An 18,155-nucleotide genomic window follows, 5' to 3' on the forward strand; every position below is an offset into this window, starting at 1 on the left:
CACGGTCGGGCGCGCCACGGAATCACTCCCGCGCCGCGCCCGACCGATGGGTTCCGGGACTACTTGGTGTAGGTGATCCGCCAGAGGGGCAGCACGGTCTGGCTCAGGTTCTGCGGGAAGCCGTCCACGCCCTTGGCGTAGGCGATGGTGACCTTCCAGCTGAACAGCCAGTCGGCCGGCGCGTCCTCGGAGACGATCTTCGCGGCCTTGGCCAGATACTTCGAGGCCTCGTCGTCGGAGGTGGCCTCCAGCGCCTTGGCGTACAGGGCCTGCACGTCCTTGTTGTCGTAGTGGAAGTAGTAGCTCGGCGTGGTCCATCCGTAGAAGTCGTGGCTTTCGGCATGGTCCACGAGCGAAAGATCGTAGTTGCCGTTGGCGTGCACGTCCTGCAGCCAAGTGGAGAACTCCACGTAGTTGATCTTCAGGTCGATGCCGATGGGCTTGAGCTGGCTCTTGAGCTGGTCGCCGAGTTCGGTGCCGTACACGTTGGCGTAGGTGAGGGTCAGGTCCAGCGGCTTCGACTCGGAGTATCCGGCCTGCTCCATGAGCTTCTTGGCCTTGGCCACGTCATGCGGGTACAGGCCGCTCAGATCCTCGTAACCGGGATCGACCTTGGGGATCGGACCGCCGAGGGGGGCGTCCACGCCGCCGCGCGAGGCGATGATCTGCTTATGGTCGATGGCGTATCGGATGGCCTGACGGACGCGCTTGTCGGAGAGCTTGTCGTTGGCCATGTTGAAGGCGAGCACGAACTTGTCGGAACCGTCACCGGACTTGACCACATAGTTCGGATCCTTGCGGAACGGATCGGCAAGGGTGGCGGAGATGGGCGAAAGCACCTGCACGTCGCCGCTCTTGAGGGCGTTGATGCTGGCGTTCTCGTCCGGCAGGAACCGGACGATCACGTTCTCGGTCCTCGCCTTGTGCTCGGTGCCCCAATACTTGGGGTTCGCCTTGAGCACGATCTTGTCGTTCGGGTCAAAGGAGACCACGGTGTACGGGCCCGAGCCCAACGCGCCGTTCTTCTGATCCCAGGTGGCGTCCTTGTCGTAGACCAGGCCGGGACGGCTGGTGAGGTACCACAGCATGTTCGAGTTGGGCGCGGAGAGGGTGAGCCTGACCGTGTTGGCGTCCACGGCCTCGGCCTTGTCCAGGCTCTTGACCTGCTCGTAGTCGTAGTACTTCTGGGCCTTGAGCTCGTTGATGGACCACGCCACATCCTCGGCGTCGAGCTTGTCGCCGTTGGAGAAGTTCATCTTCTCGTTGAGGTGGAATGTGTAGGTCAGGCCATCCTTGGAGATCTCCCAGCTCTTGGCCAGACCGGGGTGGACCTTGTTGTCCGAGCCACGCGAGACGAGACCCTCGTACACGTTGCCGATGAGGATCTGCTCAAGGGCCGAACCCGACTGGTGGCGGATGTCAAGATTGACCGGGGCGAGTTTGAGGCCGACGGCCACGGTGTCGGATCGGCTGGCCGAGCCGGAGGCGTTCGCGTCCTTGCCCTTGCCTTTCCCGCCGAAGACGGTGACGCCCACGATGAGCGCCGCGGCCACGACGACCGCGATCAGCGTCCACAGCCACCATTTCGGGCCGCCGTTCTTCTTGTTTGATGATTTCGCGCGCGCGTTCAGGCTCGCGTCGGTGCTGGCGGCTTGATTCGCGCCGTCGATGTTCCTGTCTTCGGTTGCGCCGGACTCGCCGTGCACACCATTGTTCTGGGACATGGATACTCCCTGATGCATTCGGGCATGCTTACGCCCGAATATGGTTTCGTTGTTATCTTGCGTGGTTGACCGCCCATTCGGGTCGATCACCACGTTCTACTATATCCCCGGACACGCCGGAGGCAATGGCTATACTGGATTGCGGCGCCGACGGAGGGTCCGCGGCGACCACAGCACGCGGCGCATCGTCGGGCAACAACGCGGGAAGCGCTGGCGTGGGCACATGTGCGGCCTTGGCATAAGGCCGGGAGGCAGCTATGGCACATATTCTTCTGGGCGTCACCGGCAGCATCGCTGCATTCAAGGCCTGTCATCTGGCATCCGATTGGACCAAGGCCGGCCACGAGGTGCGGGTTATCGAAACCACAGCGGCCGAAGGTTTCGTCACTCCCCTGACCTTCACCTCGCTGACCCATCAGCCCACCCGTACCACGATGTTCCCCGCTTATCCGGCCGCGCACGGCGACGTGACGGCCAATCCGACCGTGCCAACGACCATCAATCATGTGGCCGATGCGGCCTGGGCCAATCTGCTGGTGGTGGCCCCGGCGAGCGCCGACGTCATCGCCCGCATCGCCTGTGGATTGGCGAACGATACGCTGACGTCCACCATTCTGGCCTATGAGGGGCCGAAGATCCTATGCCCGTCGATGAACGTGCATATGTACAACAATCCGGCCACGCAGCGCAATCTGAAAACCTGCGCCGAATTGGGCTGGCAGATTGTGGAGCCGGAGGAAGGCAATCTGGCTTGCGGCGACGTGGGACGAGGCCGTATGGAAGAGCCGGCGCGCATCGAGGAAGTGGCCGCTCGGCTGCTGGCGGATGCGCAGGATGACCAGGCTCCCTCATCTTCCCCGCTCAAGGGGCTGCGCGTGCTGGTCACTGCCGGGCCAACGCAGGAGCCGCTAGACCCGGTCCGCTATCTGACGAACCATTCCACCGGCAAGATGGGGTATGCGATTGCCTCGGCCGCAGCCGAATTTGGTGCCGACGTAACGTTGGTCTCCGGTCCAGTCGCCTTGACCGCGCCCGATGCGGTGGATGTGGTGCGCGTCATGACCGCGCAGGATATGTTCGATGCGGTGGCCGACGCCTTCCCGGCGGCGGATATCACGATTATGGCCGCCGCCGTGGGCGATTTCCGCGTGGCCGAGATTGCGCCGGAGAAAATCAAGAAGGCCGGCCGCAGCAGCATCACCGTGGAGCTGGTTTCCAACCCGGATATTCTGGCGTGGGCCGGCGAACGCAAGCGCGACGACGGCTCGCAGATCCTGTGCGGATTCGCGATGGAGACCGAGCATCTGATTCGTAATGCGGAGAAGAAGCTGACGTCCAAGTATTGCGACATGCTGGTGGCCAACAATCTGCGCGACGCCGGTGCCGGGTTCGGCACCGACACCAACGTTGTCACCGTGCTCACGTCCGGAGCGGAGGATGCCGGTACCCCGAAGATCGAGCATTGGGACAAGATGGACAAAACCGTGCTTGCGCAACGACTGTTGCTGCGGCTCGCAGCGTTGCGTTCCGGCGGCGCGAGCAATGTCGATGACGAGAACAAGGAGGCCTGACCCATGCTGATGGCGGTCGATATCGGCAATACGAATATCGTGATCGGTTTTCTGGAGGGCGACCGCATCGTCGGCTCCTACCGCATCACCACCAAGGCGACGCACACCTCAGACGAATACGGTCTGATGATCACGCAGTTCCTGGCTTTGAGCGATTACACGGCCGACGATGTGGACGATGTGATCGTCTGCTCGGTGGTGCCGAAGGTGATGTATTCCTTCCGCGCCTCGCTGATCAAATTCCTCGGATTGGAACCGATGGTGGTGGGCCCTGGCGTCAAGACCGGCATGAACATTCGTCTCGACGACCCCAAAACCTTGGGCTCTGACTGCATCGCCGACTGCGCCGGCGCCTACCACACCTATGGCGGCCCGGTGCTGGTGGCCGACTTCGGCACCGCCACCACGTTCAACTATGTGGACAGTTCCGGCACGATTCGTTCCGGCTTCATCACCACGGGCATCCGCACCGGGGCCGAGGCGTTGTGGGGGCAGACCGCCCAGCTGCCGGAAGTGGAGATCACGCAACCACAGTCGATTCTGGCCACCAATACGCGCACTGCTATGCAGGCCGGACTGTATTACACGTTCCTCGGTGGCATTGAGCGCACGATTCAGCAGTTCCGCAAGGAAATCGATGAGCCGTTCCAAGTGGTAGCCACGGGAGGGCTCAGCCGCATTTTCAAGAACAACACCGACATGATCGACGTCTACGATTCAGACCTGATCTTCAAAGGCATGGCATACATCTACTCGCGCAATGTGAAGTAACGCGGCGTGCAGGAATCGGCCGCGCATAGCGCAGTCGATTCCGTCCCTCCCCGAAAACCAACTCAAAACCCTACTTAATCGTAAAGCCCTGATTGAAGCCGTATTCTCGGAGGTCTTTCTGCCATTGGGCCAGGCCGTCGGAGAGACTGACTTTCTTGCCGGGCTTCTCCAACGGTTCGAGCGGGTTGCCTTCCTCGTCCTTCATGCCCATCTCAATGGCTTCCTGTCGCTGCTGATAGTCGTGGAAACTGCTGGACCATTCGTATGCCTGGCCCACCGTAGATTTGAAGTCACTGCGCGCATACACTTCGAACGGCAGATACTGGTATCCGATCGGCACATCCTCGGCGGCCTCCGACAGTACACGGTTGAACTTCTGCCCGCCGAAATACGGGATTTCAATGCCACGGTCATTGGTAATCGTGGTTTTATCCAAAAAATCAGCGGAATTCAGGGTGTCATAATCGGCCGGGAAAGCACCGCCATCCACACGCGCGCTAATGCCTTGGGCGTTATGCGCCACAAAGTCCACGAAACGATAGGCCGCATCCGGCTTACGGGTCAGCTGCAACACGGTCAGCGCCGATCCGCCGCTTTCGGCATTGGCGGGCTGACCACCATAGGTGGGCATGGGAGCCACGCGCCACAGACCGGCCGCGCCCGGCACATTGGACAGCAGCAGCGACGGCATCCAAGCTCCGGAGAACACGGAGGCGATGGTGCCGGTGCTCACGCTGCTTTTCCACCGATCCGACCATGTGGCGGAGGTGGTATCGACAAGCCCCTCATCGATCATTTTCTGCCAGAATTCGGTGAACCGTTGGGTGCCGGCATCCTCATCCAAATCGATGGTCACGGTTTTGCCGTCGGCCGACGTGTGGAACGGCTGACCACCGGCAAGCCAGACCATCGCGTCATAGAAACTGCCATCACCCGAGTCGGCGGCGATGTACACGCCGATCTCCTTGAGCTTTTTGGCGGCCTCATAGTAGTCATCCCAAGTCTTGATCTTGGTGGCGTCCACGCCGGCTTGGCGGAACACGTCTTCGTTGTAGAAGAAACCCATCGGGCCCGAATCCATGGGCAGCCCGTAGATATGGCCGGCGAGCTGCACGGACGACCATGTGCCGAGGGTAAAGAAGTTGGAATAATCCGAGCCGATCTTGTCGGTCAGATCAAGCAATTGGCCGGAGACCGCGTACTGCAACAGTGCATAGTATTCGATTTGAGCCACGTCCGGCGTGCCGTAACCGTCCTGAATGGCGGTATTGAGATTGTCGTAGCCGGAGATGTTGGTCCATTTCACGCGGATGTCCGGATTGGCTTTTTCGAAGCGGCGGACGACCTCTCCCATGCTCGGTTCCCAGCTCCATACGCTGATCTCCGTACGGTTGTCGTCCGTAGCCTGCCCGCACGAGGCCAGGGATACGGAAAGGATGGCAGTCACTGCTATGGTTGCCATTCTTTTGATTCGCTGTCCGATCACTCGCATGGTGACGAGTGTACTAGGCGGGGCTTAAAACGGTAGATGCATCCTGCTCATGACCACTCACAACAGCCAGCATTCCGCCGAAGCGCTCGAGGCCTTCACGCCGCAACCGCTCGACATTGCGATGAACACCGAGGCTACCGAAACACCGGCCTCATGGGCCACGTCCGCCATCGTCACTCTGTTTTTGCCTCGCACGGTGACCACCCTACCCGACTTTGCTGGAGAAACGAAAACGGCTCCCTGCTGCGATGAGCAGCAAGGGAGCCGTTGAATAATTAGGCGCTATGCGCGGTTTTACAGCTTGACGACGAGTACGCCGTTGGGCTGGATGGCGGCCGTGTGCTCGGACTCGTTGACCTGGGCCAGCGAGGCGACCAGCGGTTCGCCTTCCACGTCCACGACCGCAACATCGTGGGTGCGGTTGAACAGGAACACGAAGTGGTTCTCGCCAGTTTCGTCCGCACGCTCGACGCGCAGCACTTCACCACGATCGTCCTCAGCCGAAGTCTCGATGCCGAGTTCCTCCAGCAGCGCGGGCAGGCTCTTGGCCAAGCCCTCACGCCCGAGACGGGCACCGACGTATGCGGCCTTGCCGTCGCCGAAGTCGTTGACGGTGATGGCGGGAGCGCCGTCGAAACCGGTCCACTTATCTGCCTTGAAGGAGGCGACCACGTGAGCGGTATCGGCCACGGAGGTGATCACGTCGGCGAAATCGTGCGCCACGGTTCCGTTGTCCAAGTCAAGGTGGTCCATGGTGCCGGGGGCGTCGGTGCCCATCGGGGCGAATTCCTCGACGCGCACGCCCACCACGTCGCGAATGGAGCCGGGGTAGCCGCCCAGCCAGACGTGATCCCTGTCGTCCACCAGACCGGTGTAGTAGGTCACGAACAGCTTGCCGCCGTTCGCCACATACTCGCGCACGCGGCGCGTGGTCTGCTCGGACAGGATGGCCAGGCTCGGCAACACGACGGCCTCGTACTCATCCCAAGGACCGCGGACCGGCACCACGTCGGCGGTCAGGCCATTGTCCGCCAGCGCGCGGAACCAGTCCAGCGGCTCGGTCCAGTGGCGCACCTCCTGCGTGGGGGTGGCGGTGTGCTCGGTGGCCCACTGGGACTCGTAGTCGAAGACGATGGCGACCTTGGACTTGACCAGCTTGGTGCTCAGCAGGCCCTCGTCAGCAAGCTTGTTGAGGTCGGCACCCAGCTCGCACACATCGCGGAAGATCTGGGAGTCGGGGCCTGCGTGGGGCACCATGGCGGAATGCCACTTCTCGGCGCCGGCCTTGGACTGACGCCACTGGAAGTAGCAGATGGCGTCGGCGCCCATGGCCAGATGGGCCAGGGAGTCGCGCACCAGCTCGCCGGGCTCGAGCCGGTAGTTGGTCGGGCGCCAGTTGACGGCGGACGTGGAATGTTCCATGAGGAACCACGGGTTCTTGCGGGCGATGCCGTCGGTGAGGCAGGCCGCGTAGGCCATCTCGTCGAAGTGGGCCTCGCCGGGCGAGAAGTAATGGTCGTTGGACACGAAGTCCACGTCATGACCCCACTTGTCGTAGTCGAGGACGGTGCAGCCCGCGGAGACCATGAAGTTGGTGGTCTGCGGCTTGGGGGCGATCTCGAGCAGGGCGTCGCGCTCGGCCTTGTAGAAGTCCAGCAGCGCGTCGGAGCTGAAACGCTTCCAATCAAGCAGCTTGCCCGGGTTCATGAAGTTGCCGTCGCCGATGAATCGCGGCGGGATGATCTCGGAGAAATTGTTCATGCGCTGCGCCCAGAAGGCGGTGCCCCAGGCGTCGTTGACAGCGTCGATGGTGCCGTACTTCTTCTCGCACCACTTCTGGAAGGCGCGCTCGGCGTCTTCGGAATAGTCGAAGCGGTTGTGGCAGCCGTACTCGTTGCTCACATGCCAAGAGACCACATAGGGGTTGTCCTTGTAGTGCTCGGCCATCTTGCGGCACAGGTTGAGCGCGTAGTCAAGGAAGACCGGGCTGGTGGCGCGCCAGTGCTGGCGGGCACCGGGCTGGCAGACGTCGCCGCGGTAGTCGACCCAGAGGATCTCCGGGTGGGCCTGGGTCATCCACATCGGCGGGGATGCGGTGCCGGAGGCGAGATCGACGGCGATGCCGGCCTTGCCGAGCTTGTCGATGACGCGGTCGAGCCAATCGAAGTCGTACACGCCTTCTTCGGGCTCAAGCTTGGCCCAGGAGAAGATGGCTACGGAGACGAGGTTGACGCCGGCCTGCTGCATGAGGGCTACATCTTCGTCCCACACTTCCTCAGGCCATTGGTCGGGGTTGTAATCGCCGCCGTACCAGATGCGGGGCTTGTTGCCCGCAAGTGGCTGCGGCCACTTGAACGCTCTATGTTCCATGATGATTCGGTTCCTTTATTGCATTGCATCGATAGTGTGCATGTACGCGAGTGGATTTTCTCATGTCACACAGACACACGGGACGACGCCGGACGGGGCGTCGCGGTCAGATCAGCAACGGTTGCCGGGAAACGAATTCCCGCTCCTGCCCCGTCACCGGATCGGTGAACCGCAGCACACGCGCCACCAACTGCAGCGGCTGGCTGAAATCGTCGTACCGGCGCGCCTGGATGCATGGATAGAAATCATCGCCCACGATGGGCAGCCCCAACGCATTCATGTGGACGCGCAGCTGATGGGTTTTGCCGGTATGGGGGCGTAGCGTGTAGCGGCAAACGGGCACGGCCGACGGACGGGGGCCGCCCGCCATCGGCATGCACGGCTTCACACCGGGGAAAAGGGACACGGGTTCGCCGCGTTCGATAAGGGTTTCGGCGTTGACCAAGCCCGGCATCTCGAAGGCGGCCAGAACGCCACGCTCCTTGACGATATGCGAGCGGCGCAGCAACGGGAACGGACGCGGCGGGTCGATCCGGGTCACGGTGCCGTATCGAGGCCGCACGATCGGCCGGCATGGCGCCAGACACTCGTAGACCTTGACGGCCTGCCGGTTCTGGAACAGCATCTGATACGCGCCGCGGCAGGCCGGATCCCGCACGAACACCAATACGCCGGCGGTCATGCGGTCCAATCGGTGCGCTGGCGTGATGTCCGGCTCCCCCAGCCGCTCACGCAATCGGATCAGCGCGGTCTGCCGATACCACATGCCTCGCGGCATGGTGGCCAGAAAATGCGGCTTGTCCACCACGATGATCCGCTCGTCCTCATACAGCACGTCCATCTCAAACGGAATATGAGGCTCGTCAATCACATACCGATGTGGCTTACTCAACGGTCACGGACTTGGCGAGGTTGCGGGGCTTGTCCACGTCGTAGCCCTTGAGCTTTGCCATGTCCATGGCGAACAGCTGCAGCGGCACCACGTCAACCAGCGGGCTCATCAGCGTTGGGCAGGCGGGGCGCCAGAACACCACGTCAGCGTACCGTTCCACATCCGGGTCGCCCTGCTCGGCCACGGCGATGATGTACGCGCCACGAGCCTTGACCTCCTCGATACCGGAGATCACCTTGGCGTGCAACACATTGCGGCCGCGCTGCGGCGGCACGATGAACACCACCGGCTCACCCTCGTCCACCAGCGCGATCGGTCCATGCTTGAGCTCGCCGGCCGCGAAGCCTTCGGTGAAGGTGTAGGCGATTTCCTTGAGCTTCAACGCGCCCTCAAGCGCCACCGGGTAGCCCACGTGGCGGCCGAGGAACAAGAAGGAGTTGGCGTTCACCATGCGCTCGGCGGCCGCCTGGATGGTCTTGGGCTGGGTGTCGAGCACCCACTGAATCTTGCGCGGCATATCTTTCAGGGAGTCGAGCACCTGATGAATCTCATCGCGGAACATCGCGCCCTTGACCTGCGCCAGATACAGGCCCAGCAGGTAGGCGGCGGTGATCTGCGCCACGAACGCCTTGGTGGATGCCACGGCAACTTCCGGGCCGGCGTGTGTGTAGAGCACGGCGTCGGATTCACGCGGAATGGAGGCACCCTGCGTGTTGCAGATGGCCAGCACCTTGGACCCCTGTTCGCGCGCGTGGCGCAGGGCCATCAGCGTATCCATGGTTTCGCCGGACTGAGAAATGGCCACCACGAGCGTACGCGGGGTCAGAATCGGGTCACGGTAACGGAATTCGTGCGCGAGTTCGATTTCCACGGGGATACGCACCCAGTGTTCGATGGCGTATTTGGCTACCTGGCCGGCGTAGCTGGCGGTGCCGCAGGCCACAACGATGATTTTGTCGATGGCCTTGAAGTCGTGTTCGTCGATACGCACTTCATCAAGGGTGATGCCGCCATTCGTATCGAAGCGGCCAAGCAGGGTGCGCTGCACTGCGGCAGGGTCTTCGTGGATCTCCTTGTCCATAAAGGAATCCCAGCCGCCCTTTTCGGCGGCCGAGGCGTCCCAATCCACGGTGTAGGTCTTCGGGTTTTCGACCACGTTGCCGTTGAAATCGGTGACGATGACCTTGTCGGCGGACACGCATACGGCCTGATCCTGGTCGACTTCCATGGCGCGCTTGGTGTAGGCCACGAATGCGGCCACGTCGGAACCGAGGAAGTTCTCCCCCTCGCCAAGGCCCACGACCAGCGGCGAATCATGGCGGGCTCCGACCACGATGCCCGGCTGGCGGCAGTCGGTGGCCAGAATGGTGAACGCGCCTTCAAGCATGCGGGCCATGCGGCGCACAGCCTTGAACAGGTCTGGCTTGCCTTCATCCGCGATAATCTTGTCCACGATCTTGCCGAGCAGCTTAGCGGCCACCTCAGTGTCGGTGGCAGAAGCAAATCGGTAGCCTTCGGCTTGCAGGTCGAGACGCAGCTGAGAGGCGTTTTCGATGATGCCGTTATGGATGATGGCCACCTTGCCGTCCATGCTGGTGTGCGGGTGGGCGTTCACGTCGCTCGGCTCGCCATTGGTGGCCCAGCGCGTGTGGCCGATGCCCACCGTGGCAAGCGGCATCGGCTTACGCTCGATGTCTTCGACCAGGTTCTTCAAACGGCCGGCCTTCTTGCGCACGACCACCTTATCCATGCCGGGCGCGGTCAGCGCCACACCGGCCGAGTCATAGCCTCGGTATTCCAGACGTTCCAGGCCTTGCAGGCAGACCTCCAAAGGCCTACCGCATGCCGTTTCAATATTTCCCGCGTATCCAACGATTCCACACATGGCTCACCAGCCTAGCGGACGATTATTGCGCAAAGCGAATCCAACCCGCCGTATTCGCGCGATCGGAGCATGCGGCGCGGGCGAACCACCCGGCGTGTCCGCCCGGCTTGGCATGGCCTACAGCACGTGCTGTAGGCGGAGCCGTAAAGCGGGGAGCCCAGTGGGCTCCCCGTAGGCGACGCCGAAGCACGACAGTGCTGAGGTAATATAACAGCCTTCCTACAGCACGTGCTGTAGGAAGTCCTTAAACCTAGGCTCGGTGGGGTGGTCGATGATGTCGGGGCCGCCCTGCTCCACGACCACGCCGCCATCCATGAACACGATCTGGTCGGCGACTTCGCGGGCAAAGCCGATTTCGTGGGTCACGCACACCATGGTCATGCCTTCCTTGGCCAAGGAACGCATGACGTTGAGCACCTCGCCCACCAGTTCGGGGTCAAGGGCGGAGGTCGGCTCATCGAAGAGCATGATCTCCGGCTTCATGGCCAGAGCACGGGCAATGGCCACGCGCTGCTGCTGACCACCCGACAGCTGGGAGGGGTAATAGTCCGTGCGATCGCCTAGACCGACGCGCTGAAGCTCGGCCACGGCCAGGTCACGGGCGGCTTTCTTGGACTGGTGCTGCACGTGGATCGGGGCTTCCATCACGTTTTCCAGCGCGGTCATGTGCGGGAACAGGTTGAAGCGCTGGAACACCATGCCGAGGCGAGAGCGCTGTGCGGCGATCTCCTTATCGTCCAGGGTCTGCAGCATGTCCTGGCCGTTTTTGGTCACGTGCTTGTAGCCGATGAGTTCGCCGTCCACCTCGATGGAACCGCCGGTCAGGGTTTCCAGCTGGTTGATCAGACGCAGGAACGTGGACTTGCCGGAACCGGAGGGCCCCAGAATCACGGTCACAGTACCGGGCATAACGGTTAGATCGATGCCCTTGAGCACATGCAGCGGCCCAAACGCCTTGTGCACCTGCACGGCCTTGACAGCAGGAATCACGGAACCGTCAGCCGCCTTGCGCACGACCGGGGCAACACTGGTGATGTCATTCGTAGTCATAATCGCGCTCCCGCCTTATGCATTCAATCCGACAAATGTGGTCTGGTTGAGCTTGTCCACGTCATCCTTCGGTTCACCGTCGGTCTTACCCGGCAATGGCGCCTGCTTGCCCTTGGTGCCCACCGGTCGGGCATCGAAGCCCTTGCCGAAGTGCGCCTCGAGGCGGGACTGCACAACCATCAGAATGGAGGTGATCAGCAGGTACCAGAAGCAGGCCACGAGAAGCAGCGGAATCGGCTTGTAGATACGGTTGGCGATGGCGTTGGTGGCAAACTGCAACTCGAGGGTGAACGGCACGGCGGTGACCAGCGAGGTGGTCTTCAGCATGCCGATGGTCTCGTTGCCGGTGGGCGGGATGATGATGCGCATGGCCTGCGGCAGCACGATGCGGCGCATGATGAGCGTGCGGTTCATGCCCAATGCCTTGGCCGCCTCGGTCTGGCCGGGGTCCACGGCTTCAAGGCCGGCACGCACGATTTCGGACAGGTAGGCGGCCTCGTTCAGGGCCAGACCAATCCATGCGGCGTTGAATGCGGTGACCACCACGTTGGAGTCGATGCTCCAGAACTCCACCGAGGTGAACGGAATGCCGAGGCTGATCTTGGGAATCAGCACGGCGAACAGACCCCAGAAAATGAGCTGCGTGTACACAGGCGTGCCGCGGAAGAACCAGATGAAGAACCAGCTGACGCCGCGCAGCACCGGATTGATGGATTTGCGCATGATGGCAAGAATCACCGACAGGATGATCGCCACGACCATGGAGATCACGGTGAGCTCCAAGGTATAGCGAATGCCTTCAAGCACGTTCTCGTTGAACAGGTACTTCCAGACGGTGGGCCAATCCAGTCGCGGATTGGTAATCAAGCCTTGAATGAGCATCGCGGCGAGCAGTACCACGATCACTGCGGCCACAATCGGGCCGGGGCGCTTGACCGGCAGCGCCTTGATGCGGTTGGGGATGTTCAGCCCCTCACCGTCGACTTCTTTCTTCGCCATAATCTGGTTCCTTGGATGTGTTGGGCAGCCTGAACTGCAAGTTGCGACTAGCATTGAACCTTAGTGCACGAATGGGGCGACTGTGTTACAAACAGTGCGCCCCATCTGGATTGCTGGGCGTCGTGTGGACCACCCTCAGTCTCGCTCCGCGAGCCAGCTCCCGCAAGCGGGAGCATTCTTGGGGGGGACTATTCGACGGCCGGGTTGATTTCGGCCTTGTCCAGTGCGCCGGATTCGACGCCCCAGTGCTGGAGGATCTTGGTGTAGGTGCCGTCGTCCATGAGCTTCTGCATGGCCTTCTGCACGGCTTCGGTGGTCTGGGAATCGCCCTTCTTGATGGCGATGGCGTTCGGCACGGAGTCGAAGTCCTTGCCGAGCTGTTCCAGCTGGCCTTCGGTCTGGGCGATGGCGTAGCCGACAACCGGGGAATCGGCGAAGAACACGTCGGCCTTGCCGGTCACCACAGCGGTGGTGGCGTCGGTCTGCTGCTTGGAGGACTGGATGGTGATGTCTTTCTTGCCGTCCGCCTTGCACTGCTTGGCGGTCTTGTTGATGGCCTCTTCCTCGACGGTGCCGGTCTCGACGGCAACGTTCAGACCGCACAGGTCGTTCTCGTCGACATTCTTGGGGTTGCCTGCGGCCACTGCATAGCCCATGCCTGCGGTGAAGTAGGAGACGAAGTCGACGGATTCCATGCGCTCCTTGGTGATGGTGAAGGCGGCGATGCCCAGATCGTACTTGGAGCCGATGGCCGGAATGATCGTATCGAAGTTGGAGGAGACGATTTCGGTCTCGAGACCGAAGATGTTGCCCATGGCGCGGGCGAGATCCATGTCGTAGCCGATCTGGGTCTTGCCGTCGGCGTCGAGGAATTCGGCCGGGGCGTAGGAGGGGTTGGTGCCGATGGTGAGCTTGCCGTCCTTGGTCACGGATTCAGGCAGCAGTGCGGCTATTGCATCGTCCTTCTTCACGGAGCTCACGTCGTAGCTGGTGATGGTGACCGACTTGGAGGAGCCGCCCTTGGCGGAATCCGTACCGGCATCGGCCTTGTCGGAGGTGCCGCAAGCGGCGGTGGCGAACAGCATGGCCGAGCTCAGTGCAATGGCCATAATGGACTTCAGTTTGGTGGACTGCATAATCGTTTCTTCTTCTCTCTTACGCCGCTTCAACGGCAACGATCAACGGTTAAGCATATTTATACACTACAGTGCATACATATACAAAAAGACTCCCGCCGCAGGGCAACGGGAGTCTTCATAGTAACCGAAACTACTCGACGGACGGGTTGATCTCGGCCTTGTCGACGGCGCCGGAAGAGACGCCCCACGTGTCGAGGATCTTCTTGTACGTGCCATCATCCATCAGCTTCTGGATGGCCTTCTGTACGGCCTCGGCGGTCTTGGAATCGCCCTTCTTGACGGCCACGGCCTCAGGGGTCACACCAACGTCCTCGCCGAGGGCCTCGAGCGTATCACCGGTCTGCTTGATGGCGTAGCCGGCAACCGGCGTATCGGCGTAGAAGATATCAGCCTTACCGGAAGCCACGGCGGTAGTCACATCGGTCTGCAGCTTGGAGGACTGGATGTCGATGGCATCCTTACCGTCCGCCTTGCACTGCTCGTTATCCTTGTTGACTTCCTCTTCCTGGGTGGTACCGGTCTGCACAGCCACCTTCACGCCGCACAGGTTCGAGGAGTCGACCTTGTTCGGGTTGCCCTTCTGCACCACGAACGTGGAACCGGCCTTGAAGTAGGTCACGAAGTCCACAGCCTCCATGCGTTCCTTGGTCACGGTGAAGGAGGAGATGCCGATGTCGTACTTGGAGCCGACGGACGGGATAATCGAATCGAACGTGGAGGAGACGGTGTTTTCCTTCAGTCCGAACACTGCGGCCAGCGCCTTGGACAGGTCGACGTCGAAGCCAACCGGGGTCTTGCCGTCTTCGGCCAGGAACTCGGCCGGGGCATAGGAAGTATCGGCGCCGACGGTCAGCGTGCCGTCGCCGGCCACGGAATCGGGCAGCAGTGCGGCAATCTCGTCGTCCTTCTGGATGCTGCTGGTGTCGAAGCCTTGAATCGAAGTGCTGGACGAGTCCTTGGATGAATCGCCGCTCTTGGATGCGGTGTCGGTGCCGTCAGTCGTGCCACAGGCCGCCACGGCGATCAGCATGGCCGCGCTCAGGGCGGCGGCCGCAGCGGATTGTATTCCCTTGCTTAGAGACATTGGATTTCCTCTCTCCGGATAGTCAGCTGGGCGGGTATGTTTCCCAGATGGTTCCAGAGCGTAGGAGTGCAATGCTACGGAAGCGTTAATCGTGGGCGAAACGACCCACAACGCGGACATCCTACTCTTGGCCCCCCTCCGGAGAGGAGCCAAGTGGCGGGACTAGTGGCGCATGTTGGCGTAGCGCATGGCGCGTAGGGCTTCACGCTTGTCCTGCTCTTCGCGCAGGGCCTGGCGTTTGTCGAATTCCTTCTTGCCTCGGGCCAGTGCGATCTCCGCCTTGACGCGACCGTCCTTGAAGTACAGGCTCAGCGGCACAATCGTGTATCCCTTGGCCTCGATGCCGCGGGCGAGCTTGGTGATCTGCAGTCGGTGCAGCAGCAGCTTGCGCTTGCGCTTGGGCGCATGGTTGTTCCATGTGCCGTTCAGGTATTCGGGGATGTTCGCACCCTCCAGCCACATCTCGCCGCGGCGGTCGATGGAGATGAACGCCTCGGACAGCGATGCGCGCCCCTCGCGCAACGATTTGACCTCGGTGCCGGTCAGGGCCAGCCCTGCCTCATACTTGTCTTCGATGGCATAGTCATGCCGGGCCTTCTTGTTCTGGACGATGAGTTTCTCACCAGTCTCCTTGGGCATGTCTCCTCCTTTCGTGGGCAACAACTCGTGGGTAGCAGTAGCAACGCAACATCCGACGATATCACGGACCGGCATCGAATACGAAAAAGGGTTCCTCTTCAAGAGGAACCCTTCAACCGTATATATCGGCCGAACCAACCGATCAGTGGACGAACCAGTACTGACCCAAATTGGTCAGCGTGCGGTCGTGCATGTTCCACGGACCACCCCAGTTCATTTCGGAGATCTGGAATGTGCCGTCGCCATACACGGCTTCGACTACGGCAACATGGCCATAGGTACCGTCGGCACCATCCTGACCAGGCAGGAAGGAGAGCGCCGCACCGACCTGAGGGTTGTGGTCCACGCGCAAGCCGTACGAGGGGGCGTTGCGCCACCAGTCGCCGCCATTGCCGAGATAGGACGGCGTGCCAATGCCCATCTGCCTACGGCGTTCATACGCCCAGTACGTGCACTGGCCGGCGGCATAGGCGTTGCCGTAATCACCGTTCGACGTGCCTTGGCCGCCGACGCTGGGGGCGGGGGCGGGGGCGGGGGCCGGCGCCGGAGCCGGAGCCGGAGCGGGCGCCGGAGCGGGGGTCACCGGAGTGGACGGCGTGCCGCCCTGGTTACCGGTATCCACCCGGTTGGCGGCGTCCTGCTGCTCCTTCTGGAACTGACGGTTGTAGGAATCGACCTGCGAGGCGATCAGCACGGTCCGGGCCGCCTGCCTGGCGGATTGGGAATCCAGACTGTCGACCATGGAGGACAGTTCGTTGCGCCGCGTCTCACCCTCCTGGCGTAGCTTGTCCAAAGCGTCACGTTCGCTTTGCGCGGTTTCGGCGGCGGTCTGTGCGGAAGCGGCCTTCTCATCGGACTGGGTCTTGAGCACAGCAATCTGCTTTTCGATGGCCGCCAGACGTTCGCCACGGTTCTTCGACGTGCTCAGTGAGGTCGCGGCGGAGGAAGCCGCATTCGCCTCGTTGCGAGACAACGCGTCCCGGGACTGCATGGAGTTGACGAAGTCCTGTGTGCTGGTGGCACCCGTCACCACGCTCATCACGTCGGAAGCATTCGAGCCGTGCATCTCGTCACGGGCCAGCTGGGCCACGGCGGCGTGCGCGTCATCGTAGTCCTTGCCGGTCTGCTTGATCTGCTCCTCGAGCGTCTCCTTGTCTTTCTGCGCGGCGGAAAGACGTTTGGATGCGGCGTCAGCCTCGTCCTGAGCGGTGGCGGCATCCTCGTTGGCCTGCGTGACCTTGCTCTGGGCGGCGACAATCTTGTTGTTCGTCAAATCATCCAGCTCAAGTACCTTATCCGCCAGTTCCTGGCTGGCACCGGCCAACTGCTGCTTGAGTTCGGCCTCGCGCTGTACCGACGCGGCGTGCTGGTTCTGCGCAGTAATCAGGTCGGAATAGGTGTCTGCCTGGGCAGGCTGTGCCGAGCTGAACGCCAGACCTCCCACACAGGCTGCGGCGGCCACCAATGCCGCCAGTGCGGGCTTGATCACACGTACATTCGTCATATGTGAATAGTCCTTTCGCTCACTTAAGCCAATACCATAACATGTGAACCTGAGAGGTTTGCACACGATATCATCACATTTCTTGCGGGTAAGCCGGTCGCGTTACGCCCTCAAATAACGCCGCAACGAGATGGTTGAAGCGATGATGGACAGCAGTATCGCGCCCACAACCAGGAACGGCGATATCACCAGTACCGTGAACTGATTCACATAAGGAATCCAGGTAATGGATTTCGCCAGCCAGCCGGTGATGAACACATTCACAATGGCCGAAAGCATCAGGCACGAGAGCACCGAGCCGATCAGCGAGGCGATGGCGCCCTCCAGAATGAACGGCAGACGAATCGTCCAATTCGAGGCACCCACGTACCTCATGATTTCGGTTTCGGTTCGTCTGGATGCGGCGGACATGCGAATGGTGGTTCCGGTCAGCAGGATGGCGACCACCACCATCACGCCGGCGAGCACGGCCGTAACCGCCGTGGCTCGGTTGAGCACGGCGAACACCGGGTCGAAGATCTGGCGCTGGTCGGTGACGTCCTCCACGCCCTCCTTGCTGGAGAGCACTTCGGAGACCACCTGATATTTGGTCGGATCCTTCAGCTTGAGCCAGAGGGAGTCCTGCATATCGTCCGCGGTCAGCGTACGGCCTTGGAATTCGCCATTCGGGTACTGCTTGGTGAATGTGTTGTCGTAGAAGTCCTGCTTGCTGACGTAGTCAATGTTGGAGACCACGTCGTTGAGTTCGTCGCGAATGGTTTTCTGCAGTGCCGTGATCTCATTGGCTGAGGGCGATTTGCCGGAAGCACAGTTCGCGGATTGGCTGGTGCCGTCGGGGCATAGCCATACCACGACCTCGACCTTGTCGTACCAGTCGCCCTTGGCTTTGGTGATCTGCGCCTGAGTAAGCACCGAAGCGCCGATGAACAGGAACGAGATGAAGGTGACCAGCGTCAGAGACAGCAGCATCGACAGGTTACGGGTGAGGTTGGCCCACGTTTCGGACAGAATGAATCGTGCTCGCATGATGATCCC

15 protein-coding genes are annotated in these 18,155 nt (G+C 61.5%); 3 read left to right on the top strand and 12 right to left on the bottom strand.

All coding sequences use genetic code 11. From position 1 onward, the window contains the following. Positions 1-59 precede the first annotated feature (59 nt). Positions 60-1,724 carry an ABC transporter substrate-binding protein gene (locus tag BLIJ_RS10445; protein ID WP_012578285.1) on the bottom strand — a complete coding sequence of 555 codons (1,665 nt, stop codon included), beginning with the start codon at positions 1,722-1,724 and terminating at the stop codon, positions 60-62. A gap of 257 nt (positions 1,725-1,981) precedes the next feature. On the opposite strand from BLIJ_RS10445, the gene coaBC reads away from it, so the two are divergent. Further along, positions 1,982-3,295 (top strand): bifunctional phosphopantothenoylcysteine decarboxylase/phosphopantothenate--cysteine ligase CoaBC, encoded by a 1,314-nt coding sequence (gene coaBC, locus BLIJ_RS10450; protein ID WP_012578286.1) that lies wholly within the window; start codon positions 1,982-1,984, stop codon positions 3,293-3,295. 3 nt (positions 3,296-3,298) lie between these two features. Beyond that, on the top strand, positions 3,299-4,066 hold the full coding sequence (locus BLIJ_RS10455) for a type III pantothenate kinase (protein ID WP_012578287.1): 768 nt from the start codon (positions 3,299-3,301) through the stop codon (positions 4,064-4,066). A gap of 70 nt (positions 4,067-4,136) precedes the next feature. Here the strand turns inward: BLIJ_RS10455 and BLIJ_RS10460 are convergent, their stop codons facing one another. Next, complete coding sequence (locus BLIJ_RS10460; RefSeq protein WP_012578288.1) at positions 4,137-5,558, bottom strand: ABC transporter substrate-binding protein; 1,422 nt, start codon at positions 5,556-5,558, stop codon at positions 4,137-4,139. A 49-nt stretch (positions 5,559-5,607) separates the two neighbouring features. Between BLIJ_RS10460 and BLIJ_RS14480 the strand changes: the two genes are divergently transcribed. Further along, complete coding sequence (locus BLIJ_RS14480; RefSeq protein ID WP_014485104.1) at positions 5,608-5,829, top strand: hypothetical protein; 222 nt, start codon at positions 5,608-5,610, stop codon at positions 5,827-5,829. A gap of 23 nt (positions 5,830-5,852) precedes the next feature. Here BLIJ_RS14480 and BLIJ_RS10470 read toward each other — a convergent pair whose 3' ends face one another. From BLIJ_RS10470 to ftsX, 10 genes are all read right to left on the bottom strand, one after another. Beyond that, positions 5,853-7,928 (bottom strand): beta-galactosidase, encoded by a 2,076-nt coding sequence (locus BLIJ_RS10470; RefSeq protein WP_012578289.1) that lies wholly within the window; start codon positions 7,926-7,928, stop codon positions 5,853-5,855. 106 nt (positions 7,929-8,034) lie between these two features. Beyond that, a complete protein-coding gene (locus tag BLIJ_RS10475) occupies positions 8,035-8,769 on the bottom strand; it encodes a pseudouridine synthase (protein ID WP_012578290.1) in 735 nt (244 codons plus the stop codon). A gap of 43 nt (positions 8,770-8,812) precedes the next feature. After that, complete coding sequence (gene glmS / locus BLIJ_RS10480; RefSeq protein WP_012578291.1) at positions 8,813-10,705, bottom strand: glutamine--fructose-6-phosphate transaminase (isomerizing); 1,893 nt, start codon at positions 10,703-10,705, stop codon at positions 8,813-8,815. Between the two features lie 219 nt (positions 10,706-10,924). Then, positions 10,925-11,755 (bottom strand): amino acid ABC transporter ATP-binding protein, encoded by an 831-nt coding sequence (locus tag BLIJ_RS10485; RefSeq protein WP_012578292.1) that lies wholly within the window; start codon positions 11,753-11,755, stop codon positions 10,925-10,927. A 15-nt stretch (positions 11,756-11,770) separates the two neighbouring features. Further along, on the bottom strand, positions 11,771-12,754 hold the full coding sequence (locus BLIJ_RS10490) for an amino acid ABC transporter permease (RefSeq protein ID WP_012578293.1): 984 nt from the start codon (positions 12,752-12,754) through the stop codon (positions 11,771-11,773). A 188-nt stretch (positions 12,755-12,942) separates the two neighbouring features. Next, entirely contained in the window at positions 12,943-13,890 is a 948-nt protein-coding gene (locus tag BLIJ_RS10495) for an ABC transporter substrate-binding protein (protein ID WP_012578294.1), read from the bottom strand. A gap of 133 nt (positions 13,891-14,023) precedes the next feature. Further along, positions 14,024-14,977, bottom strand: coding sequence for an ABC transporter substrate-binding protein (locus BLIJ_RS10500; protein ID WP_012578295.1), 954 nt, complete (start codon positions 14,975-14,977; stop codon positions 14,024-14,026). A 162-nt stretch (positions 14,978-15,139) separates the two neighbouring features. Beyond that, on the bottom strand, positions 15,140-15,616 hold the full coding sequence (smpB, locus tag BLIJ_RS10505) for an SsrA-binding protein SmpB (protein WP_007051292.1): 477 nt from the start codon (positions 15,614-15,616) through the stop codon (positions 15,140-15,142). A 142-nt stretch (positions 15,617-15,758) separates the two neighbouring features. Continuing rightward, on the bottom strand, positions 15,759-17,120 hold the full coding sequence (locus tag BLIJ_RS10510) for a CHAP domain-containing protein (protein WP_012578296.1): 1,362 nt from the start codon (positions 17,118-17,120) through the stop codon (positions 15,759-15,761). A 102-nt stretch (positions 17,121-17,222) separates the two neighbouring features. Beyond that, a complete protein-coding gene (gene ftsX, locus BLIJ_RS10515; protein WP_012578297.1) occupies positions 17,223-18,146 on the bottom strand; it encodes a permease-like cell division protein FtsX in 924 nt (307 codons plus the stop codon). Positions 18,147-18,155: the final 9 nt, after the last annotated feature.

Origin of the sequence: Bifidobacterium longum subsp. infantis ATCC 15697 = JCM 1222 = DSM 20088, assembly GCF_000269965.1 — a bacterium.
Taxonomy (GTDB): domain Bacteria; phylum Actinomycetota; class Actinomycetes; order Actinomycetales; family Bifidobacteriaceae; genus Bifidobacterium; species Bifidobacterium infantis.